This window comes from Pontibacter sp. LHS2, from assembly GCF_058932845.1.
In genome coordinates this window covers 1,424,981-1,447,568 of record NZ_JBZYWG010000001.1, presented here as the reverse complement: position 1 = coordinate 1,447,568, position 22,588 = coordinate 1,424,981, and the positions used below count along the sequence as shown (strand labels likewise).

Annotated in this window: 25 protein-coding genes and 1 tRNA gene; 12 read left to right on the top strand and 14 right to left on the bottom strand. The window is 45.3% G+C overall.

Annotated features, from left to right (window positions below):
• Positions 1–194: 194 nt before the first annotated feature.
• Positions 195–689 carry a hypothetical protein gene (locus AC5FX6_RS06350; protein ID WP_493596181.1) on the bottom strand — a complete coding sequence of 165 codons (495 nt, stop codon included), beginning with the start codon at positions 687–689 and terminating at the stop codon, positions 195–197.
• A gap of 216 nt (positions 690–905) precedes the next feature.
• On the opposite strand from AC5FX6_RS06350, the gene AC5FX6_RS06345 reads away from it, so the two are divergent.
• A complete protein-coding gene (locus tag AC5FX6_RS06345) occupies positions 906–2,207 on the top strand; it encodes a DUF5690 family protein (RefSeq protein WP_493596180.1) in 1,302 nt (433 codons plus the stop codon).
• A gap of 7 nt (positions 2,208–2,214) precedes the next feature.
• On the opposite strand, the gene AC5FX6_RS06340 is transcribed toward AC5FX6_RS06345, so the two are convergent.
• Both AC5FX6_RS06340 and AC5FX6_RS06335 read right to left on the bottom strand, forming a co-directional pair.
• Positions 2,215–2,586 carry a hypothetical protein gene (locus tag AC5FX6_RS06340; protein ID WP_493596179.1) on the bottom strand — a complete coding sequence of 124 codons (372 nt, stop codon included), beginning with the start codon at positions 2,584–2,586 and terminating at the stop codon, positions 2,215–2,217.
• Entirely contained in the window at positions 2,559–2,855 is a 297-nt protein-coding gene (locus AC5FX6_RS06335) for an RNHCP domain-containing protein (RefSeq protein ID WP_493596178.1), read from the bottom strand. The genes AC5FX6_RS06340 and AC5FX6_RS06335 overlap by 28 nt, the downstream gene beginning before the upstream one ends.
• Before the next feature lie 1,053 nt (positions 2,856–3,908).
• Here AC5FX6_RS06335 and AC5FX6_RS06330 point away from each other — a divergent pair.
• The 4 genes from AC5FX6_RS06330 to AC5FX6_RS06315 all read left to right on the top strand — a co-directional run bounded on the left by AC5FX6_RS06330 (position 3,909) and on the right by AC5FX6_RS06315 (position 8,540).
• A complete protein-coding gene (locus AC5FX6_RS06330) occupies positions 3,909–6,578 on the top strand; it encodes a PAS domain-containing protein (protein ID WP_493596177.1) in 2,670 nt (889 codons plus the stop codon).
• A gap of 41 nt (positions 6,579–6,619) precedes the next feature.
• The gene (locus tag AC5FX6_RS06325; RefSeq protein ID WP_493596176.1) at positions 6,620–7,252 is read left to right on the top strand and encodes a response regulator; all 633 of its coding nucleotides are present in this window, start codon (positions 6,620–6,622) and stop codon (positions 7,250–7,252) included.
• Between the two features lie 353 nt (positions 7,253–7,605).
• Positions 7,606–8,061 carry a hypothetical protein gene (locus AC5FX6_RS06320; protein WP_493596175.1) on the top strand — a complete coding sequence of 152 codons (456 nt, stop codon included), beginning with the start codon at positions 7,606–7,608 and terminating at the stop codon, positions 8,059–8,061.
• A 68-nt stretch (positions 8,062–8,129) separates the two neighbouring features.
• The gene (locus AC5FX6_RS06315; RefSeq protein ID WP_493596174.1) at positions 8,130–8,540 is read left to right on the top strand and encodes a response regulator; all 411 of its coding nucleotides are present in this window, start codon (positions 8,130–8,132) and stop codon (positions 8,538–8,540) included.
• Between the two features lie 7 nt (positions 8,541–8,547).
• Here AC5FX6_RS06315 and AC5FX6_RS06310 read toward each other — a convergent pair whose 3' ends face one another.
• Positions 8,548–9,426, bottom strand: coding sequence for a helix-turn-helix domain-containing protein (locus AC5FX6_RS06310; protein WP_493596173.1), 879 nt, complete (start codon positions 9,424–9,426; stop codon positions 8,548–8,550).
• Between the two features lie 161 nt (positions 9,427–9,587).
• On the opposite strand from AC5FX6_RS06310, the gene AC5FX6_RS06305 reads away from it, so the two are divergent.
• On the top strand, positions 9,588–9,989 hold the full coding sequence (locus AC5FX6_RS06305; protein WP_493596172.1) for a DUF983 domain-containing protein: 402 nt from the start codon (positions 9,588–9,590) through the stop codon (positions 9,987–9,989).
• A gap of 227 nt (positions 9,990–10,216) precedes the next feature.
• Here the strand turns inward: AC5FX6_RS06305 and AC5FX6_RS06300 are convergent, their stop codons facing one another.
• From AC5FX6_RS06300 to AC5FX6_RS06280, 5 genes are all read right to left on the bottom strand, one after another.
• Positions 10,217–10,444, bottom strand: a complete 228-nt coding sequence (locus AC5FX6_RS06300; protein WP_493596171.1) for a hypothetical protein — start codon at positions 10,442–10,444, stop codon at positions 10,217–10,219.
• A 111-nt stretch (positions 10,445–10,555) separates the two neighbouring features.
• A complete protein-coding gene (locus tag AC5FX6_RS06295) occupies positions 10,556–10,747 on the bottom strand; it encodes a cold-shock protein (protein ID WP_493596170.1) in 192 nt (63 codons plus the stop codon).
• A gap of 240 nt (positions 10,748–10,987) precedes the next feature.
• Positions 10,988–11,269: a circadian clock KaiB family protein gene (locus AC5FX6_RS06290; protein ID WP_493596169.1), complete on the bottom strand. Its 282-nt coding sequence runs from the start codon at positions 11,267–11,269 to the stop codon at positions 10,988–10,990.
• Between the two features lie 63 nt (positions 11,270–11,332).
• Positions 11,333–12,796 (bottom strand): circadian clock protein KaiC, encoded by a 1,464-nt coding sequence (gene kaiC, locus AC5FX6_RS06285; RefSeq protein WP_493596168.1) that lies wholly within the window; start codon positions 12,794–12,796, stop codon positions 11,333–11,335.
• Positions 12,797–13,043: 247 nt separating this feature from the next.
• Positions 13,044–13,610, bottom strand: coding sequence for a helix-turn-helix domain-containing protein (locus AC5FX6_RS06280; protein WP_493596167.1), 567 nt, complete (start codon positions 13,608–13,610; stop codon positions 13,044–13,046).
• 584 nt (positions 13,611–14,194) lie between these two features.
• Here AC5FX6_RS06280 and AC5FX6_RS06275 point away from each other — a divergent pair.
• Both AC5FX6_RS06275 and AC5FX6_RS06270 read left to right on the top strand, forming a co-directional pair.
• The gene (locus AC5FX6_RS06275; RefSeq protein WP_493596166.1) at positions 14,195–14,356 is read left to right on the top strand and encodes a hypothetical protein; all 162 of its coding nucleotides are present in this window, start codon (positions 14,195–14,197) and stop codon (positions 14,354–14,356) included.
• Between the two features lie 211 nt (positions 14,357–14,567).
• On the top strand, positions 14,568–16,364 hold the full coding sequence (locus AC5FX6_RS06270) for a cystathionine beta-synthase (protein ID WP_493596165.1): 1,797 nt from the start codon (positions 14,568–14,570) through the stop codon (positions 16,362–16,364).
• A gap of 260 nt (positions 16,365–16,624) precedes the next feature.
• Here AC5FX6_RS06270 and AC5FX6_RS06265 read toward each other — a convergent pair.
• Positions 16,625–16,696, bottom strand: a tRNA-Glu gene (locus AC5FX6_RS06265).
• Positions 16,697–16,879: 183 nt separating this feature from the next.
• Here AC5FX6_RS06265 and gap point away from each other — a divergent pair.
• The 4 genes from gap (at position 16,880) to AC5FX6_RS06245 (ending at position 20,272) form a co-directional block, all read left to right on the top strand.
• Positions 16,880–17,872 (top strand): type I glyceraldehyde-3-phosphate dehydrogenase, encoded by a 993-nt coding sequence (gene gap, locus AC5FX6_RS06260; RefSeq protein ID WP_493596164.1) that lies wholly within the window; start codon positions 16,880–16,882, stop codon positions 17,870–17,872.
• 183 nt (positions 17,873–18,055) lie between these two features.
• Positions 18,056–18,901, top strand: a complete 846-nt coding sequence (locus tag AC5FX6_RS06255) for a universal stress protein (protein WP_493596163.1) — start codon at positions 18,056–18,058, stop codon at positions 18,899–18,901.
• Positions 18,902–19,025: 124 nt separating this feature from the next.
• Positions 19,026–19,907, top strand: a complete 882-nt coding sequence (locus AC5FX6_RS06250; protein WP_493596162.1) for a diacylglycerol/lipid kinase family protein — start codon at positions 19,026–19,028, stop codon at positions 19,905–19,907.
• A gap of 17 nt (positions 19,908–19,924) precedes the next feature.
• Positions 19,925–20,272 (top strand): translation initiation factor, encoded by a 348-nt coding sequence (locus AC5FX6_RS06245; protein ID WP_493596161.1) that lies wholly within the window; start codon positions 19,925–19,927, stop codon positions 20,270–20,272.
• 85 nt (positions 20,273–20,357) lie between these two features.
• On the opposite strand, the gene AC5FX6_RS06240 is transcribed toward AC5FX6_RS06245, so the two are convergent.
• From AC5FX6_RS06240 to AC5FX6_RS06225, 4 genes are all read right to left on the bottom strand, one after another.
• Positions 20,358–20,792 (bottom strand): hypothetical protein, encoded by a 435-nt coding sequence (locus AC5FX6_RS06240; protein WP_493596160.1) that lies wholly within the window; start codon positions 20,790–20,792, stop codon positions 20,358–20,360.
• 151 nt (positions 20,793–20,943) lie between these two features.
• Positions 20,944–21,681 carry a 3-deoxy-manno-octulosonate cytidylyltransferase gene (gene kdsB, locus AC5FX6_RS06235; protein WP_493596159.1) on the bottom strand — a complete coding sequence of 246 codons (738 nt, stop codon included), beginning with the start codon at positions 21,679–21,681 and terminating at the stop codon, positions 20,944–20,946.
• A gap of 105 nt (positions 21,682–21,786) precedes the next feature.
• Complete coding sequence (locus tag AC5FX6_RS06230; RefSeq protein ID WP_493596158.1) at positions 21,787–22,131, bottom strand: hypothetical protein; 345 nt, start codon at positions 22,129–22,131, stop codon at positions 21,787–21,789.
• A 40-nt stretch (positions 22,132–22,171) separates the two neighbouring features.
• A complete protein-coding gene (locus tag AC5FX6_RS06225) occupies positions 22,172–22,507 on the bottom strand; it encodes a hypothetical protein (protein WP_493596157.1) in 336 nt (111 codons plus the stop codon).
• Positions 22,508–22,588: the final 81 nt, after the last annotated feature.

The window sequence follows — 22,588 nt, the reverse complement described above, 5'->3', positions numbered from 1 at the left end:
GAAAAAGGACAAAAGCCTTTTGATCCTGGTTTAAATGAAAGCCCCGACTAAACAGTCGGGGCTTTTTGCATTTGCCTGATGCTATACCTATACCTGGAACAGCTTATCGAAGTCAGCTTTCCTTCTATATTGTCATCTTGAAAGGATCTTGGTAGCGAGTCGTGTCGGCTTAGTCAACAGGGTAGGGGCCTTGTTTAATTTCCATTTACCTTCTCCAACAGCCGTTCCAGCCAGAAGATTAGGAACAGGGCGACAAGGTTGACGCCAATGAACTTCTGGCCGAGGTCGGTTCCGATGCTGAAGTGGAAAGAGGAGAGGGCCAGCCTGAATTTAAAGATCCAGCCTTCGACCATATCCACTCCAACCCCAATACGAAGGCCCGCCACATATTGAAAGGCGTAGGTGCCAAAGGAAAAGTACACTACCTGCAGCACCTGGTTTACGATAGAGAGCACCAGGCCGCGTCGGTGATTGCGGAGCAGCATACGTCCACAAAGGATTGAGAAGATGTAAAGGCCGCTGGCAAACAGGCCAATGCGCATGGCTATCTGGTCTACCACCATCTCGCCACCGAACATCACCCAAACCGTGAGGGCTATACCTAAAATACCACCGATGATCTGGTAAAGCGCAAGGACTTTTATCTGATTTCTGATCTGCTTATTCAAATTGATCTGTTGCTTATTCAAGCTGTGCGTTATAGCCTGCAAGTTAGCAAAATTACAGCTGTTCACCCCCTCAGGCAGTGATAGAGGAAGTTAGGAATTGAAGCTAAGCATCTGATAGTGTGGCAGGACAATTTTTAAAAAGATAGCATAATTCATATGGCCTGCGAAGGAAATTTCATCGCGAATGACTACATTTCTAGGAAGGAAAGTAGAAATCTAACATAACGTCTAAGGGCAATGGCAGCAATCATTTCGAGAAATAGTAGTCAGGTCAAAGTAGGATTGTATGCTGCTGTGGTGGTTTTTCTAGCCTATACCATGATCTTCGGCTTCCGAAAGTCTTTTACAGTCGCTACTTTCGATGGGATAGAGATTGCCGGGTATAGCTATAAAACGATCCTGGTTATTAGTCAGATGCTGGGTTACCTGCTGGCCAAATTCTACGGCATTAAGTACATTGCGGAGCTCAAACGAACAGGCAGAGGCACCGTGATTCTCCTCCTGACAGGTATAGCCTGGCTGAGCTGGCTGTTTTTTGCCCTCGTACCACCGCCTTACAACATTGCTTTTCTGTTCATAAACGGATTTCCACTCGGCATGCTTTGGGGAGTCGTTTTCTCTTATGTGGAGGGGAGAAGAAGTACCGACTTTATCGGTGCCACGCTAGCGGTGAGCTTCATCTTCGCCTCCGGTTTTGTCAAGTCTGTCGGAGCTTGGCTGATGGTGCAGTTTGGCGTTTCTGAGTTTTGGGTCCCCTTTTGCACTGGTTTGGTCTTTGCCCTGCCACTATTGCTCTTTGTATACCTGATGGAGCAGATTCCGCCGCCCAGCGAAGAGGATGTGAAGCTGAGAACCGAGCGGGCGCCTATGACGGAAGAAGACCGGAAACGCTTTATCAAAGAGTTTTTTGCTGGTATAGTCGTTTGTGTCATCATCTACTGCTTTGCAACGATCTTCCGGGACATACGCGATAACTTTGGCGCAGAAATGTGGATAGAGCTGGGGTATATCGATCAGCCTGCCATCTTCTCGAAAACAGAGACGCCCATCACCCTGATCATCCTTGTTCTGATAGGCAGTATGGTGCTTATCAAAAACAACTACAAGGCCCTGCAAACGGCGCATGTTTTTATCTTGCTGGGCTTTGCAATCGCCGGTATTTCCACAGCGCTTTTCGCCGCGCAGTCACTGGACCCTGTGTGGTGGATGATGCTGGTTGGGCTTGGCTTATACATGGTGTACATTCCTTTCAATGCCGTCTTTTTTGACCGCCTGATCTCCGCCTTCAGGTATACCGGGAACGTAGGTTTTTTAATTTATGTGGCAGATTCATTTGGCTATGTGGGCAGTGTCGGGGTGTTGTTCAGCAAAGAGATTCTGCAGGTACAGTTGAACTGGGTCACGTTCTTCTCGAACAGTGTGATGGCCCTTTCCGCGGTTGGAATACTGCTGACCGCGTTCTCCATGGTTTATTTTGGCAGGAAATATGAAAAGCTGAGAGCCAGAGAGTTGAGTGCCGTTAAAACAGTGCAGGTCTGAATAGGCCTTACCTGTTGAGAAACTTATGGAAGATCACGCCACCCACCGCATAAAGTGCCGCATCAACCCAGTCGCCGGTATAGCGCGGCATAAACTTCGGGAAAATTACCTCGAAGGCCAGGGAAAAATAAACTACCGTAAAAGCCACATGGTACCAGGAGAGGCGCAACTGAGGTTTGTAGAAGAAACGCAGCAAAAACAGGGTGACTGTGAGAACCAGCGGAATGCAAAGCAAGTCATCTAAGTAATGCCGCACCCACCAGGGCCTGGGCAGCTCCAGCCAGCGCCAACCCCAATGCCCCAGGTATACAGCTGTCAGTGCCCGGAACAAGGGGCTAAGGGTGCTCCAGTTTATCCGGCCAGCATCGCGATCAGCCATAGGATAAAGGAGACAATGGATACAAAGGCGATCTGAAAACCCAGTCCGATCCGTTTAATAAAATTCAGGTACCAGGGATCTTCCGGTTTGATCTCGATGAATTTGATAGAAAACCGTTCTTCTTCCTCTATGCGGCGTTCTTCGCGTGCTTGCTGACGGGCAACGGCAACGGGATCCAGCACGCTGCCACAATGCTCGCAGCGATCAGTGGGATTCTGGTTCCAGTGGGACCATTTACCGCAATTCGGACATTTCTTGCTAGCGTTCATAGGTATTCGTCTTTAGTGCCTCTCTACTTCATCATAGTGTGAAATTAGAGATTATTTTAAATCCAGTCATCAAAAAAAGTCTGCCAACGCAACGGAGCTTTTGCTTCTATTAATGCATTAAGCACCTATTCTACTGATGAGTGACATAAAGCTGAGGTTTTTATGAATAATTAAAACGGATCAATATCGTTGATGATCATCTGTAAAATTTATTTGAGTGACCATGCAAATGACTTGTACGCGCACACTCAAGTAAAGCGAGATTCATTCGCGTATACCTGTCTCTCTTTTTATCTTTTCTTCCCTTCTGCAATGCCTAGCCATAGGACAAATACTTGATCCGAATTTGGTAAGATGTCGCATAGGATGATGCTATTTTAGGTGACAATACAAGGCGTAAGATCCTGCTTCACCTACAGAGCACGGATGGTGTTTTGGTCCCGCTTCTGAAAATATTTTCTTTCATACTGATCGCTTATTTTTTGCTGCATGCCAGTATAGCAGATGCTTTCTGCGATATAGTGCTCGGTGATTCCATTTTCTTGTTCATCATACGTCATCTAGCTCTGTATGAGTAGTTATGAGAGGGTTCGTGAAGTTTTCATTTTTAAAGATTCGGCTATAGGTTCATGAATTTTTGAACTAGTATGCATGGATAACATACACCGGTTGGCGCATAGCAAAAAGGGGGTTTAAATATTTTAAAGGCACTTTTTCTGAAACTGACTTGTTGATAGGTTTTGCTGCTGACTTTCTTCAGTCTAGAAACCAGCCGAAGTGCTTAAAATTTTTATGTGTTTTTTTAAGGTTCTGCCTTAGAAAACTTACTAAGCGAAAATCTATGCATCAAGCCTTTGCCCATCTACATTCAGCAGCATATCGACCCCTTCATGGGGCTGAACAACCTCCACTCTCAAAGGGAGTTTATTAGCGGATTTCCTTTTAGTTCAGCTGAGCTTCAGCCATTACCTAGTTAGCAATTAGTATGAATGCCCTACTGCTTTACTCACTTCTCCTAACCGAGCGCTGAGTTAAAGTACAAGCTTAAAACCTATGAATAATATACCATTTGAAAATCTGCCTGGCAGCACAAGCCCGGAGTCTGACGCTGTACTTTCTCCACCAAGAGAAAGCGCAAGTGTGCATGCTATACCCTTTCTCCATATTTTTCAATCCCAGAGTGGCTCCAGCTTACTGCTCTCTCCGCAATTTGTCGTAGAGGCCGCTACAGACGCGCTCTTAAAAGAGATTTTCTTGAAACGGGAGGACATTGTCGGCAAGTATCTTTTCGATGCTTTCCCTGACAACCCCGGCTCCCCTCATGCTTCCGCTACCATGAACCTGAGAGCTTCTTTGGAACAGGTATTGGCGACAGGCAGACTACACCAGATGGATTTTCAGCAGTATGACATTGGAGACCCTCAGGAGCCTGGCCGGTTTTTGGAGCGTTACTGGAACGTGACCAACATCCCTATTTTAGATGAACGAGGTAAAGTTGCTTACATCCTCCATGAAACCATCAATGTATCAGATCAGGCCATCACGAAGCGTAAGTTAGCGGAAAGTCTTGAGAGGGAGGAACGTGCTACGGCGCTCGGTGAACAGCAGCGAAATCGGCTGGAACGTTTGTTTGCACAGGCCCCGGCGGCTTTAGCCATACTGGAAGGCCCTGATTTTGTATACAAGGAGATAAATGATAGTTACCAAAAGCTTTTTCCGGGGCGCAAACTGGTCGGGCTACCACTATTCGAGGCACTTCCAGAGCTGAAGAACCAGCCAATAGCGCACATCATAGAGCATGTTTACCAGACTGGAGTAACTTTTGAAGGAAAGGAAGTCTTGGTTCCTGTAGCGCGCTATGAAGATCAACCAGTCGAGAATATCTATTGGAGTTTTATCTATCAGGCTATTTACAATACGCAGGGTGAGGTAGATGGCATTCTGATCTTTGCGTTGGACGTTACCGAGTTTATTCAGACAAAGCAGGAGTTAGAGAAAAAGTCTGAATCGCTGCTGGAGTTGAACCGGGAGCTGGAAGGCCGCGTGAAGACACGAACACATGAGCTACAGCGAGCTGAAGCAGAGGCTGAAAGGCAGAGCAGACGCCTGGAGGATCTTTTCATGCAGGCGCCTGCAGCCATATGCATTGTCGAAGGACCGGAGCTGGTGTATACCTTGGTTAACCCGGTTTACGAAGGGCTCTTCCCGGAGCGCAAGCTCCTCGGGAAACCTATACTCGAAGCACTGCCCGAAATAGAGCAAAACCCTGTCTATAAGAGTTTCAGGGAAGTGTATGACCAAGGCATCACCCACGAGGAGTCTGAACTGCTTATACCTTTTGTGCGGCCTACGGATGGCGTAATCGAAGACAGGTATTTTCGGTTTATACTGCAGGCCCGGTTTAACGATCAGAAACAGGTTGATGGTGTGGTCGTATTTGCGCTTGAAGTTACGGAACAAGTGAAGTCCAGAATTGCTGTGGAGGCAAGTGAGCAGCAGCTGAAACTGATCACCGATTCGCTTCCGGTCCTAATTGGTTACCTGGACCGGGAAGAGCGGTATCGCTTCACAAATAAGGCCTATGAAAAATGGTTTCCGGTGGACTCGCAGGAGCTGCTGGGGAAAACTGTCCGGGAAGTAGTAGGGGAGCCAGCTTACCACAATATCAAATCTAAAATACAACGGGCCCTGACCGGTGAAATGTTGGACTTTGAAGCCACTATGCCCTACCGGGAAGACTTTGTGAAGCACATTCACGTGAGCTATATACCTGATCGGAGGGGAGAAGTAGTTCATGGTTTCTATACCTTGGTAACGGACGTAACAGAGCAGGTGAATGCCCGCAAAGCACTGGAAGAAAGTGAGCAGATGGCCAAAACGATGGCGGAACAACTAGCCATAACGAACCATGAGCTAAACCTGGCCAACTCGGAACTTGAAGACAATAACCGTGATCTAGAGGATCGTGTGATGAATCGAACGGCTGCCTTGCAAAAAACGAATGAGCTGCTGAAAGAGCATATAAAAGAACGGAAAAAGACGAGCGAATCCCTTACCAAATCGCATGAGCAACTGCAGGCACTGACCCGTCACTTGCAGGTAATGCGGGAAGAGGAGCGCAAGTATATTGCGCGTGAATTGCACGATGAACTTGGACAGGCTTTTACAGCTCTCAAAATTGATGTAACATTGCTGCTTAAAACGCTCTCAAAAGGACAGATGGAACAGGAGTCACTGCAAGAAGAGTTGCAGTCAATGATGAAAACCATCAATAGTTCGATTGCATCGGTGCGAGAGATTGTAGCAACCCTTCGGCCTGCAGTGCTGGATAACTTTGGCTTGCTATCCGAACTAGAGTCGCAGGCACAGGATTTTCAGAAGCGTAGCTCCATTCAAATGGATGTACTCTCCTATGTGGACTATGTTGCCTTGGAAAAAGAGAAGTCCATCGAGGTGTTCCGGATCATGCAGGAATCCATGACCAACATTGTCCGGCACTCGGGAGCCTCCAAGGCTAGCATTCAAATAGCGAAGACAAACAGCCACTTCTGTTTTACGATTGAAGACAATGGCAAAGGGCTGCAAGATGACAAGCTATCTGAAGTGAGAACTTTCGGACTTCTGGGGATGCAGGAGAGGGCCGAAAGAATTGGCGCGAGCTTGTCAATAGAGTCGAAGCAGAACAATGGAACACGTTTGATTCTGGAAGTGCCTTTTAACTGAATAGAACAGTAAACCATTCATTTTTAAACTTACCTGATAGGATGATTAATTTATTAATCGCGGACGATTATGTGCTGATTCGGGAAGGACTCAAAAAAGTTCTTAGAAACGAGCCCGATATCACAGTGGTGGCGGAAGCCACCAACGGGGCAGAGGTATTGAAAAAGCTGAAAAAGAGCGAAGCAAACTTTGTCGTGCTCGACATCAACATGCCTGTGAAAAGCGGTTTGGATGTATTGTTTGACCTGAAGCGCATGTTCCCTCAATTGCCAGTGCTCATCCTGAGTATGTATCCCGAAAAAACCTATGCCCTGCGATCTCTGAAAGCAGGTGCCTCTGGTTACCTGTGCAAAGAGAGTGCTGCAGAAGAACTGGTCATGGCAATAAAGAAGGTATGGAACGGCGGTAAGTACATCACTGCCTCACTTGCTGAACTATTGGCAGATACGCTGGCAGGCGACAATAAGCTGATGGTATCGCATGAAACACTTTCAGACAGAGAGTTTCAAATCATGTGCAAGATTGCGGAAGGAGAATCATTGAAATCTATCTCAGAGAACCTGAGCCTGACACTGAGTACGGTAAATACGTACCGAAACCGGATAAATGAGAAAATGAAGTTCTCGTCCAATACAGACCTTATCCGCTACTGCATTCAGAACAAACTCACTTAGTCTGCCCGAGAATAACTTTAGTGCGCCATTCCTAGGCATTTGAAGCACTTTGCTGGCTCTTAAGCTTTGTCGTAATAAATACGACAAAGCAATCCCCATTTTCGTGACATGTCTTTAGCTGATCAGCTCAACAATCCGGGTATAGGTTAGATTACCTTTGTATATAGTATAGCTTTCCACTTTATAAGCGCCAGTGACAGGTAGCCTGTTTACCGCGAAAGTGAAGCCCGCAACCAATACCCCTTGTTAATCCTTTTGCGGGCTGTTTCCTCTGTTTCATTGTTAAACTGTATACTACAATCCTTTTCAACTAGTGCTTTCAGGAACAAAACATTATCGAAAATCTAAATCTAATGCCTACTGGTCTACCCATAAATCTGGAGAAGACTTTTGTAAACGAATTTGGGAAGACTTACAGTAAAGTTACCCTGCACACAGCACAGCGTGCTCTTGTGATGGAGTGGTATGGCTATACCACAAAACATCAGATAGAAGCAGTAGCAGTATGGGTTGAGTCGCTCATACAGCAAATCCCTTTTGAAAACTTATTGAATGACTGCAGTTCTCTCATTTCTGTATGGGATGATTCCATTGATTGGTTCTCACAGGTATGGCTCCTGAGAATGAGGCGCCTGGGAGTGAATAGCTTTATCCATATAGCGAAGCCCAACAGCTTCGGAGAAAGAATCGGGCGTTACCTGTGGCTGAAAAAGCATGCAGAAATGGAGTTTCTTTTTTTTAGCACCAAACAGGAGATAGCAGCTTGGTTGAAACTGCAAGACAAGGAAAACAATATTTCGGTTGATTGACTGCAAGTACCAAGGTATACAGCACCTGATCATACGCTCAGTAGAACTAGCCTTACTTAATAGCTAACATGAATAAAATTCCCTGCATACTCCTCGTGGATGATGATGAAACCACGAACTATGTCAATTCTTTGATCATAAAAAAGAGTGGAATTGTTGAAGAGATAATAGTTGCCCTCAATGGGCAGAAAGCTCATGAAATTATCCAGAACCGTTTCAGCACAGGTAACCCCGATGGCAAATCCGACATCCCACTGATTGTTCTGCTTGACATCAACATGCCCATCATGGATGGACTGGAATTCATGGAGTATTTTGATTACCTGGAGGCCAGAATAAAAGAAAAAGTAACTGTGATTGTGCTAACAACTTCCAGTCACCCGAACGACCTGGAGAAAATGTATGAGTACGGTGTGCAGGGCTTTATTAATAAACCACTGCAGCGGGAGGAACTCGAGGAGTTGGCTAATTTGCAGTAACTACACCTTACCTGTTGGCAACCCTAAATTGTTCGGGTGTGTAACCCAGATGCTTTTTAAAAACACGGAAGAAGTAAGTGTTATCAAAGTACCCAAGTTCATTCGCTATCTGGGAGCTTGTTAGGTCAGAATGGACCAAGAGCCTCTTTGCTTCAAGCATTATCCGGTATTGGATAAGCTCTTTGGTTGTTTTGCCTAGAGACTTCTTACAAGTCTCGTTTAAATGCTTCGAAGTCACATGCAGGCGATCTGCATAAAAGGCTACTGGTTTGTGTTCCTTATAATGCAAATCAATGAGGCGTTCCAGGTTTTGAAGAAGTGTATGCTCTTTTCCGATTGTGGCTGTTGCACTTCCATGCGGAATGAAAATTCGCGCTAATTTTATTAAAAGTATGTCCAGATACCTGCTGAGCATAACATCTCTCATAGTACTTTTCTGTTCATACTCCTGCTTCAGCATATGGAGGACAGGCATTAGAGCAGCCTCATCGGTTTCTGTGAGGCTTATGACCGGAGTGTAGAGCAGTGCGTTAAAAAACGGGAAATTAGAGAGCAGCCTATCCGGATATTCTCTGGTATAAAACTCTTTCGTAAAGAACACAACAAAGCCATCTGCATCACTGGAAAGCTCCCAACTATGCACCTGTCCAGGGTTCATTAAGAATACCCTACCTGGTTTCACTTCATATTCCCTAAAGTCTATTGTATGTATACCTGTACCTGCTGTTACCAACAGGATAATGTAGAAGTCGTGCTTATGGGGCTTACGAATAAACAAGTGCTCTTTCAAGTGGGTAGCGAAAGAACTGAAGTAGAAGTACCGGTCTTTGTGGGTAAGGGCTTCGAAATCCTGAATTTGGTAGATTGGTAAAAGTTCTTTCCTCATGTGAGATTTTACGTTTCTAAAGTACGCATAGCCATAAAGGTTTAGCCCCACCTTAGGGGAGACAGACGTAGACCTAAAAGTACAGTATTTAGTCTTTTTTGTGCCGACAGATTTCGTGGAGCTTAGTCTACTTTTGCTTAGTAGTTTAAAACATCCATAAAATGAGCACCAAAAATTCATTGTTATACAGCGTAGCATCAGTAAAATGCCCTCGCTGCCGTGAAGGGAACATGTTTCCGGAAGGCACTCTTTACTCAACCAATTTCGCAGATATGTACAGTAATTGCCCGTGTTGTGGTCAGGTTTTCGAGCCTGAACCAGGCTATTACTATGGCGCCATGTATGTGAGCTTTGCTTTCAATGTGGCTATTTTCCTGCTCTCTCTTTTTATCTTATATCAATTTTTAGAGGAGGTAACCTTGGCCATGATGATGGAATTGGTAGCCGTAGTGATGGTCGGGCTTCTGCCAATTATATTCCGGTTATCAAGAGTTATCTGGATCAATATTTTTGTCAGGTACGAGGGACCTTGTAGCCAGATACCTCATAAAATGCAGGTATAGCAGGTATAGCTGAAACGGGTATGAAGAATTGCTGTAAAACCGGAGATGACCAGCCACCTGAAAATGGTATCAAATGGACAAAGTGGCTGGTATAGGTGGCAGTTTTAATAGCTGTGTCCGTTGTGTTGCTTCAACGGATCATAGCGTATTCAGGTAATATCCTCCGGAATCTAAATCTGTGGTTCGTACACAGCAATAGTAGGTTTGGCAATAGAGTGTACCTTCTGTTAATATTTGAACAATACGTTAGTGCCGTTGCGTATCCATTTTTCAAAAAAGGCATTGTCATTGAATTCTCCTGAAAGTAACACAGAATCAATCTCTGTAACAGGAGTGCGGGTGCTCATAAAGTCAGGCAGCACATTCTGATTGTTAGGTACCCAATCCTGACCCTTTTTAAGTGCGATGCATAAGTATTCGTGTGTTGTGGTATCAACCAGGTATTTTCTGTTCATCTTCAGCGTATTAAAATTACATGTATAAGGGGCTGCTAAAGCTCGTGATGTTGTAGCAGCAATAAAAAAGCCTTACCGGAGGTAAGGCTTTTTAGTAAATATGGCTTAGAACTAAGCGCGCTTTACATTTACCGCGTTTAATCCTTTTCTTCCTTCCTGAAGATCGAAGCTCACTTCATCACTTTCTCTGATCTCGTCAACTAAGCCAGATGCATGTACAAAGTATTCCTGATCTGAATTTGTCTCTTTAATAAACCCGAATCCTTTCAGGTCATTGAAGAATTTTACTGTTCCTGTATTCATTATTGTGTTTGTTATTATATTCCTACTACATATCTGCAGGTATATACGTTCATTATTTTTTACAATATACAATAAATAAATTACAAACACTTGACTTAAAGGTCTGCGCTGTGATTTAATCACAGTTTCTGCTGAACTTCACAGAATAGGTAGAGCCGGAAGATGGTATAATGCTAGTATTCTTGAAAGTAAAGCAAGGCAGATCTTCGATAATACTTAATTAAGCTTATAATTCCAGGCTTATTTATGCATGCTCGAAATACCTAATCCAGCTAATACGCGACTTCTTACATTGAGAGCTCCTATGATCCGGTTAATGGGGGTTGGCTCCATTCTGATCAGAGTAGGTATGGCGATAATGCCCGCCTCTTCTGCCTTATCCGGATCTTTTTGGATATCAATTATCTCAAGCTGGTATCTGCCATTTAAATTTTCCCTGCATATTTTAAGAAGTGTGTCCACAGCCTCAATAGAATTAAGGCTATGTCCGTTGATAAAGAGCTGAAATACATGCATGCTCATTTTTTTATCTTGGCTAAAAGCTCCGGAATCAACCGGCTACTATGGGTGTACTGTAATCGAATTCTAAGCAAGCTTAACAAGCATCGGGTTCCCTGTCAGGATACCGCTAATGCCTTCGAAGTGCTTTCCTATGTTAGCACCCTTATCCGTGATCGTAAACTTCCGGATAGAAGAGTCGTGTTTGGAGCCGCGCATCTTAAGCACGGCGATGCTCCGCTGCATTTCACCAGACATTTCTACATAGCGCAGCAGGATAATAGAGTCAGTGATAGGAGAGATATTGCCCTCGGTATCAGATGTGCCGCCTGCTAGCAAGGGCGTATTAGACGTAAACAATCCTGTGATTTCCTGATGCTTCAGGTAGGACGTGAACGCGATAATAAACTCTCTGAAGCCCTTATCTGAAGATGCGCGCGACAAGGCAGATAAGCTGTCAATTGCAATTCTGTCTGGTTTAAAGGTCTTCACAATCTCCTGGATGTTGATGAAATGATCTTCCAAAGAAGAGATTTCAGGGTAGACACAAATAACTTTCAGGAGTCCCTGATCTTCCAGTTGTTTGAAGTCTATACCCCACCCAGCCGCGTTCCGGTATAGCTGTTCGCTGCTCTCCTCAAAGGCCATTAGCAGACAGCGCTCCTTTTTCTGCTGTACTCCATTAATAAAGTTTGCCACCAGCAATGTTTTGCCAGCTCCAATGGCTCCGGAAACGAGGTTAATGGATCCTTTGTAGAAGCCTCCGTTTATCATCTCGTCCAGGGTAGGTATACCGGAGGTAACCCGCTCATTAGAAGAGTTGTGCTCCATGATCATGGCTGATAAAGGAATAATAACGATCGCCTTCTCCGGATTAATGGTAAAAGGATTTTCACCTTTTTCATGGTCACTCCCCCTGAACTTTAGAATTTCGATGGTCCTTCTGCGCTTCTCGTTATGCAGTACATTGCGGAGTATTACTACATTATCCGTCAGAAACTCCTCTACTCCAAAGCGAGTGATGTTGCCGTACTCCTCCACGCGCTCCGCGGTGATGATAGACGTTGCACCCAGGCGTGACAATGTTAGCGCCACCTGTATCAACTCCCGCCTGATGGTATGCGTCTCTTCGTGAAACTGCGTGAAAATGCTGCCTATGGAATCAATCACAACACGCTGTGCTTTGCACTTCATCACGGCTCTTTCCAGCCTAATTCTGAATGCGCTCAGGTCGAAATCACCGACAGCAATAATGATTTCTTCTTTGGGGGCGGCATCCACAAAGACCCACATCCCTTCCTCTTCCCAGGTGTCAATATCCCAGTTAAAGCTTCTCAGGTTTTTCCGGATATCATCTACTTGCTCCTCAAAGGTGACAAATACACCCGGCTGACCGAACAGCTGGATGCCCATTGCCAGGAACTGTGCCCCAAACAGTGTTTTGGCACTACCGGAACTTCCCGCCACCAGGGTGGTTCGTCCAATTGGTAGACCGCCATGGGATATATGATCGAAAGAAGTATTTCCGGTTACTAATTTTTTAAGGTTCATAGGCAAACGTAAGCGTTTAGGAAAGAGGTATGATACTGGACTTGCAGGTCGAGGTGTAACCAGTACAGATAGTTATATTTAAGCCTGATGTCTTAACACCTTATGTTAAGATAGATGATGCGAGCCAGGTATAGTCATGCGTCACGGTATGCAACTTGCAACCGGAAATAGCATGTACAATGAAAGCACAAAGGTGAGGGGAATAGAAGGGAAAACTTTACATACTTATTCAAGTATGTTTCAAAAATTACAGGTTTTCGAGCACACTCTCCCGTTTATCTTTGATTTTCTTGTAAAATGTAGGGGAAAGGCCTGTCACTTTTTTAAACTGGCTGGATAAATGGGAAACACTGCTGTAATGCAGTCGGTGGGCGATTTCAGTAAGAGAGAGTTCGTCATAAAACAGCAGCTCTTTTGCTTTCTCTATTTTATGGATGATGATGAACTGCTGAATCGTTATTCCTTTCACTTCTGAAAAGATGTTTGCCAGGTAGTTGTAGTTATAGCCCAGTTTCTCACTTATGTAAACTGAATAATTCACAATGGGCTGTTGTTCCGATTCGTGGATCATGTCAGTTATCAGTGTCTTTATCCTGTCAATCAGTTTGCTTTTGCTGTCATCGAGCAGTTCAAGACCAGATTTGCTGAGGTTTTCTTTTAGCTGTTCCAGCTGAATGTCAGTGATATCTTTGTTGATCTCCACCAGACCTAAGTCAACAACCACATATTCCGATTGCAATCCAAGATTTGCTAACTCTTCCTGCACCAGCGCTTTGCAGCGACTACTGACCATGTACTTAATGTATAATTTCATTCAATTGGGTTAAGTGCATACTCAAGTCCGGGAGTATGGTACGGCGTTGCTGCTGGGAAAGAAACTAGAACCTATTGCGATTGATGAGCAAAGAGATCAGGATATTTTACAAGGTAATGTAAAGCAGGTTCTGATTGTGTATATGTAGTACGTTTGTTTTCTAATATTAATTCATAAACTACCGGATTAGATAGAAACCAGCTACCTGAAACACTTTACTTGATCTAGAAAGGAGCAATGCAATGTCAGGATCCTGAAGCAGGTATAATGGTGAAGTAACCAGGCTGAAGCACTATTAAAGCTTGTTATAAATTCAGAGTATGCCAAAGGAGGCTAACCTTAAGTACCCCCATTTTATCGGCTAAGAATCTACCAGTTGGCTTTCATTGGCTTTTGTCGTATTCCATAGGCTAAGCTATAGAGCCTCCTAAACAGGTAATGGACAGTTGAGTGTGAACCCTGAAGTTGTAGTACACTTAATGCAGAAAATAAATTAATTTCGTTTAAGCATATACCTTCTAGTAGAAGAGGAAATAGGGTTTAGCAAGGTTCAGGAAAAAGCGATTAATAAAGCAAGTTAGATTATGAGTACCAGAGCAAGTGACCAACAAAAAAAGCAGCGCCAAAAAGAATTTAAGGAAAGGAAAGAACATCAGGCGTCCTTGAAAGCAGCGGCAAAAAAAGTTAAGCGGGAGTCGTCTAAAAATAACTATACCAGTGACAAGAATCCCGAGGAAGAAGACTAAGCCTGTCACTTTCTTCTTCAGGGCATAAAGTTATGCTTTTGATGTATCAGTTTTGAAAATATAAGATGGGTGATCTAGTCTATATATACACTGTTTTAAACTAGGCAGGAAATTATATTTTCCCCTACTTTGTATAATAGAAGCTTACATCAAAGTGAAAATTATGAAAGACAATAAAGTGCTACACTTCATTGAAGCTGTAATAGAAAATATGCCGACAGATTGGTTGAGGCTAACAACGCATCGACTGGATATTTACAACGAACAATTAGCCAAAACTCAATTCTTAGAGCAGTTTGACATTTTATTCAAAGAGAACCATACTGCAACAGCAGCGCTCAGCGAGTTACCTACTGCATTTGATTATATCCGCTTAGGGCATCCCTTATCGTCCGTGCTGGAATGGACAATTGCGAAGCTGCATGATATGCGGCCTGAAAATGTGATCAGTTTTTCATCGAAGACGGCCCCGATCTTAGCAGTGCTCCGGAAAAACTTGCTGAATCACCAGAACACCCAAATTGTTTATACCGGTGAGCTACCAAAGTCTTTTGATGCTGACGTAATAAAGCGTGTTTACGGCTATAATTTTGACTTAAAGCATGTAGACAATATAGAAGCGATAAGGGATTATAACGGCAGTACCATTTTCGTTTCGCATGACGAGGAAATCGGTTATGCTGACCTTAGATCCAATATTGACTTCTACATCAAAGTGCATGCTCACTTTGGAAGCATTATATTGGTCAACGGTGAACAGAACGAAAGTTACATCTCTGAGATCCAGCATGTGCGAAGAAGAGAAACGATTGCCATGACTCCGGCCAATTGCTTGTCTGCATTGCAGCAGCTGACAGGAAAAACTTCTGCTGAGCAGGAGAGAAGTGACGTTGAAAAGAACAAAACGCGTGTCCTGGATTCCATCAAAAAGATCACCGGGACAAATACCGACGCCCTGGTTGGTTCGTCCGGACTGTCTATTCAGTATGCGATCATGATGGGACTGGTGCACGATGCCCTGGATAATCATCCGGGAAAGGCAATCAGATTCATTGTTCCTCCCAATTGCTATGGTGGAACGAATGACCAGGCAAGACGGGTAGCCGCTTGTATCGAACATGTCGAAGTGGTGGATCTTCTGGTAGATGGTGACCATGATATGGTGCAAAGCATCGACACAGTACTGGACAATATTGCCAAAGAAGATGCTGTACCCTACATTATCGCAGAGATTCCAACAAACCCAAGAGTTGAGGTTCCGGATCTCGATCAATTAAGAGTTGTGCTGAGTAAAGAGCGTAAGACGACAGCGGGTGGAGTTGCCATCGATCCGGTTTTCATTTTAGATCAGACCTTCTGCCCTAATGTGCAGTTCGCAAGTGACGATAGCATCCTCTCTTCGATCAGGACCATATCTTATGTGAGCGGATCTAAATTCCCAAGCGGCGGAAAAGCTACTGCTGGCTACTGTGTCGCCAACACTAAAGCCGGAGCGTTGCTGGAGAAAATTGAAAAGCACCTGATCCTTTGCGATAATGAAGCCACAGATCTTCAACTAGAGATACTGGCAGAGCAATTGCCTTCTATGAACCAAAGGATTGCAGATGCCTACAAGAATACACGCGCATTTGTAAACTTCATCAAAGAGGCCTTACCAGCAGCGAAGATCAATTTCGTTTCAGAGGAGTTGGCAGAAGAAGGCTTTACGCCATCTGTTTTTTCACTGGATCTTCCTACCAAAGGAAATACGGACGAAGAAAGAGAATCTTATAAGAGAGCGTTAAACCTGAAGCTGATCAATTTGATGATCGAAGAAATTCCACATGAGAGTAAATACTGCGTGAGCTACGGGCAGCTGAAAGGATGTTACTGGACAATTCCCGCCACTTCCACCCAGGGAACGACGAAAGAGGATGACAAAGATTATATTGCCCGCGTAGCCCTGTCTCCTGATATGGACCTTGAGCTTCACAAGAAAGTTTTTTTAGATTTTGTGAAGCAAATCTGATTCAGGCGGAGGTGATGTTATACTGAAGTCAATTAGCACATTAGTTGCCATTATGTGATAACCCAGCGCACGGCTCGCTAAGCCTTTGACAACGCCCTATTGCCAGTCGTGGCAATGGGGCGTTTCTGTTTTAGAGATCACAGATTCTGGATATCCAATGAGACAAGTTGTACCGGTGCTTTATTAATCTAAGAGGAGGGAGGAGTAGGTAACTGATGGAAACAAAAAAGCCTCTCAGAATTAACTGAGAGGCTTTCGAGTAGTCCGTAGGGGAATCGAACCCCTGTTGCCAGAATGAAAATCTGGAGTCCTAACCCCTAGACGAACGGACCATTCTGTCGTATTGTGGTGCAAAGATAAGGCAAAGCATTTATAAGGCAAATATTTTTTTGTGTTTTCAACCTTATTTTGCCTAAATCGTTAGGAGTCAGGCAGGAAAAAATATATTGGTTTTCCTTATCTGTAATCGTAACTTCGCACCATCAAAATTTAAAAACAAATCAATCCCAAATACCATGTCTAAAATTAAAGTTGCAATTAACGGTTTTGGCCGTATCGGCAGACTTACTTTTAAGGCCCTTCTGGAGAAGGACAATGTAGAGGTAGTAGCGATCAACGACCTGACCAACACCAAAACATTGGCTCACCTGCTGAAGTACGACTCAGTACACGGCCGTTTTAATGGTACAGTAGAAGCCACTGACAACGGTATTATCGTGAACGGCAAAGAGATTCAGATCACAGCTGAGCGCGAGCCTAAGAACCTGCCTTGGGGCAAGTTAGGTGTTGACGTAGTGCTGGAGTCTACTGGTCGTTTCGTTGACGAGCAAGGCGCTGGTGGTCACTTAGAGGCTGGTGCCCGCAAAGTAGTTATTTCTGCTCCTGCTAAAGGCAATATCCCAACTGTAGTACTGGGTGTAAACGAAGACATCCTGACTGGCGACGAAACAATCGTTTCTAACGCTTCTTGTACAACTAACTGCCTTGCGCCAATGGCGAAAGTGCTGGACGACACGTTCGGTATCGAGAAAGGCTATATCACGACAGTACACGCTTATACTTCTGATCAAAACCTGCAGGACGCACCTCACAGCGACTTGAGAAGAGCTCGTGCTGCTGCATACTCTATCATTCCAACATCTACGGGTGCTGCAAAGGCAGTAGGTTTGGTATTGCCACACCTGAAAGGTAAACTGGACGGCGTGGCCGTACGCGTTCCTGTTCCGGATGGTTCCCTAACGGACTTAACTGTTGTATTGAAGCGTCCAGCTACGAAAGAAGAAATCAACGCAGCCATGAAAAAAGCTGCTGAAGGCGAAATGAAAGGCATCCTGGAGTATACTGAGGATCCGATCGTTTCTATCGACATCGTGGGCAACACACACTCTTGCATTTTCGACGCAGAGATGACATCAGCTAACGAAACCCTTGTAAAGGTAGTAGGCTGGTACGACAACGAAGCAGGTTACTCTACCAGAGCTGCTGACTTGATCACTCGCATCGGCTAAGTAGCTGATTTTAAAGCATATTTTAGAAAAGCCCACCTCAGCAGGTGGGCTTTTCTGATTTTATGGCGTATATAAAAGAAAAACACTATATTTCATCAGGAATGACAATTGTCATAGTACTGGCGTATACAAGCCTGTATTTTTACACCTGAAATCAAACATAAGAGTTAACCGCACAAAATTATGAGAAGAATACTTGTACCAACCGACTTTTCCGATCAGGCCACCAATGCCTTTGAAGTAGCCGTTGCCATCGCACGGCAGACAGGGGCGGCTATCAAACTGCTGCACGTGGTGGAGATGCCTTATTCCTACTCTTTCAGTGCAACCGGCGATCTGGTAAGCGGAGATGGCATGGAACAGGTATACATGATGAAACTGCTGGAGAACACGAAGTATCGTATGGCTGATCTGGAGCGCTCTGTTGAGCATGCTGGCGTGGAAGTGGTGCAGGAAGTAGATGCCGACAATGTGATCCGAAAGATCCGCCGTGTGATCAACTATGATAAGGTTGACCTGGTCGTAATGGGCTCGAAAGGGGCCAGCGGCATGGACGAGTTCCTTTTAGGCTCTAACACGGAGAAAGTAGTACGCACAGCTGAGTGCCCTGTATTGACTGTCAAAGGGCCAATTGCTAACTTCAAGATTCGGAACATCGTGCTGCCATCAGATTTCAAGCGTGAGATTGGCACGGCTGTGGAGAAGTTCAAGTACTTCCAGCAGATGTTCGGCGCTCAGTTGCACCTGGTCTATATTAACACGCCGGGCGCTTTCGAGTCGAGCAGTAACCTGCGCACGCGTATGCAGAAAGCGGCTGAGCGTTACGGCTTGCAGAACTTCACCATCAACGTGTATAACGATACGATCGAGGAGGACGGTATCCTGCACTTTGCCGAAGAGATTGGAGCTGACCTGGTGATGATGGCGACACACGGCCGCACCGGCCTGTCTCACCTGCTGAGCGGCAGTATTGCGGAAGATCTGGTGAATCACTCAGACATACCTGTACTGACCTTCCATCTCAAATAAGAAAGGTTCATCGATATAACGGAAAGCCCGGCAATTTGCCGGGCTTTTTTATTCTCCGACAGATTGGGTTAATTTGCGTAGAATTAACCCAGAAAGCAACGGCATTAGCCCTTCCTGAGCGTATATGAGCAAACGACCCCATTTCCGGTTCATCATCAACCCTACATCCGGTCCCAGCAGCAAGGTCGATGTGGCCGCCCGCATCAAACTCCATCTGGACCATGAGAAGTTTGACCATGACATCGTGTATACTGACTATGCAGGGCACGCTCCGGAACTGGCCAGGCAGGCTGCAGAGCAAGGCTACGACGTAGTGGTAGCCGTGGGGGGAGACGGAACTGTGAATGAGGTAGCGCAAGGGCTGCTGCATACTGACACAGCGCTGGGTATACTTCCACGGGGCTCTGGTAATGGATTGGCTCGTCATATGCAGGTACCCCTGACCCTGGATGCGGCTATCCGCTTTCTTAACCATGGGCACCGGACTAAGATTGACAGCGGAACCATCAATGGGCGACCGTTCTTCACAACGGCAGGTATAGGTTTTGATGCCTACATCAGTTCAGTGTTTGCGGGGAGTAAGAAGCGTGGCTTGCAGACCTACGTGGAGCTGATATTGAAGGAAGTGATCAATTACCGTCATCTTCCTGTAAAGGCTCTTATCAATGGTAAGACCATCGAAACGGAGATGTTTGTGATGGCTTTTGCCAATGCAGCGCAGTACGGGAACAATGCCTACATTGCCCCGATGGCTGACATACGTGACGGGATGCTGGATGTGTGCCTGATACGTAAACTGGATATGATCAAAGCGCTGCAGTTGAGCTATGCGATGCTGGCCAATAAGCCGGCGAGTGCTGACAGTGCTGAATATTTTAAGACCGAAGGCGTAACAGTACAGACCGACCACGACATGATGCATCATGCGGATGGGGAGTATCTGGGAAAAGCAAAAGAGTTTGAAGTGCGCATGGTGCCGCAATCGTTGCATGTGGTAGCACGCTAAAGTTTGAAACTAAGATGATGAGCGACAAGAATAAAAAAGGAAGACAGGGGGTTGTGTACTCCACCAATTCTGATTTCAACTACGACTACGAGCAGGGAAACGAGGCGGAAACGCTTCCGCCACAGCAGCAGAACCTGAAAGTGATGCTCGACAAGAAAGCCCGAGGCGGCAAGCAAGTGACTTTGATCACAGGGTTTGTGGGCACTGACGATGACCTGAAAGAGTTGGGCAAAATGCTCAAAAACAAATGTGGGGTTGGCGGATCTGCCAAAGACGGTGAGATCCTGATTCAGGGCGATTTCCGTGATAAAGCGCTGCAAGTGCTTCAGGCTTCAGGGTATAAGGTGAAGAAGGCTGGAGGGTGATTTAAGTTAGAAAGTTAAAAAGTTAAGAAGTTGAAAAGTTGCGGAGGCAACAAAAGACTGTGAAAGCTGTCTTGAGATCAACTTTCTAACTTTTAATTTCTAAACTTTTTAACTGTTTCTTCGGCCCTTGCAGGTGGTAGAAGTTAGCTGACTTCTGTACAAACAGGCGGCCAGCCAGGGCCGGGGCTTTGGGTGGCCGGGGCTTGTATGCCTGCGCGGTGCCTTTTACATGACCAGGTATACGTTCGTAGCCGATCTCCTCAAGCTTTTGCTCCAGCGCCTTCTGGGAGATGTTCTTTACTGGAATTCTAACTTCCGTCCTCCTATACCAAAGTAATAAGGCAATTGTGAAAAGCAGTGAGAAAATAGCCGCATTCACCAATATCTCGCTGACTGCCCCTGTAGCCTCTTTCTCCCCAAATCTTCCGGTGAAGCCATACCAGATCGCAGTCAGCACCCCGTACATCCCAAAGAAATATAGGTTCAGCTTTACAAACCGCAGTAAGGTATAGTTCTTCAAGGTATAGTTTATTGTTGAGGTGGTAAAGTTTTGATTTATAGATGTTAGTTAATGAATATTTGGTGATCAGCTGAATTGTTGATCGTTTAGTTGCGAGCTGTCATTTCAGTCCATACCTAACAGCTCCTAAACTCCTCAACTCCCAAACTCTCTATCTCCCCAACTCTCTGACTTTCTCCAGGTCTTCCGGCGTGTCGATGCCGATGGTTTCGAATTCGGTGACAGCTGTCGTGATACGGTAACCGTTTTCGAGCCAGCGCAATTGCTCCAACGATTCAGCCAGCTCCAGACTGGAAGGGGGTAGTTGGGTAATCTGCTCCAATATGTCGGTACGGTAGCCGTAGATTCCGATGTGTTTGTAGTAGGTATGCTGTTTGTGCCAAATGTCGTTCGGTACGTTGCGGCAGTAAGGTATAGGCTGTCGGCTGAAGTATAGGGCCTCTCCATGACGGCTCAGAACTACTTTAGGAGCATTGACATTGAAGAGCTCCTCCGCTGTGATGATCTTCTTCACAAGGGTTGCCAGCTGCGTCTGAGGGTTGTTGAAACAGGTAGCCACCAGTTCGATCTGCTCTGGCTTGATGAAGGGTTCATCTCCCTGTATGTTGATCACATACTCAAAGGACTGATCGTGCAGCTGATAGGCTTCGAAGCAACGGTCGGTACCACTCTGATGGTGTGCTGCTGTCATGACTGCTTTACCCCCAAATTCATGTACATGGTCCAGAATGCGCTGATCATCAGTGGCTACTATAACATCAGTTAAACCAGAAGATGAAGCCTGTTCGTATACCCGCTGAATCATGCTTTTGCCGTTTATATCAACGAGCGGCTTTCCAGGGAATCGGGTAGAGGCGTAGCGGGCAGGTATAATGCCGAGTATTTGCATAGGGCAGACGGTTTACAGTGGCCAGCCGTGCTCTGGCTAGCCCCGGCAAGTTACACAAGAGATGGGAGTAATGCAGCAGACAGGTATAAAAAGCAGTAAAGAGCCTTAGGTTCTCTTCTTCACGGAAATTACCCGGATGGCATCCATGGCTCTGCTTTGCGTAGCTAGTCCGCAACGGATGTCGAGCTGGCGGCCAAGCTTTTCATAGGTGATGATGACGGGAGTCTCGCCTTCCACTTTGAATCTTTCGTCAATCTCATTTTCATTGTCAGGTTTAAAGCGCTTTCCGTCGATTTCAACTTCAAAGCCACAGCCATCTACCATGTACTCGCCTGACCAAACCAGCGTGGCATCAGCGGTTTCGGCGTTACCTTCAGCATTGTTTTGACAGGCTGTAAAGGCAAGTGTTGTGACTAAGGCTAGTATAGCCGAAAAGAAGATGTTCTTCATATGTTTAGGAGGTAGGTATGCGTGAATGTATAGGTATAGGCTATTCTTCTTTAACAGAAAGCAGCCGGATGCCACTTGTTTTGTGCTTGCTCCAACCACAGATATACTCCATAGGTTTCGGTGATAAGATATACTTAATGCGGACAGCCTGCGATTCTTTTTTCTTGAATTTAGGGTCTATTTCGTCTTCATTCTCAGGCTTGTACTGCTTGTCTTCTAAATAAATAATGAAACCACATCCATCGACGGCATAGTCCCCTGACCACATTAGCGTAGCAGTTGATTCTAGTACTTCCAGATCCTCGTTTTTGTCGCAAGAAAAGGCGGCCAGCATAAGGGCTAACGGGGCCAACAGGTATAGCTTGAATTTTTTCATATGAGGTACCAATAGCGGTTTATTCCTAAGACCCTGATCTACTCGCTTGGGTTGCAGCCAGGAGCATAATTGTTTCAGTTT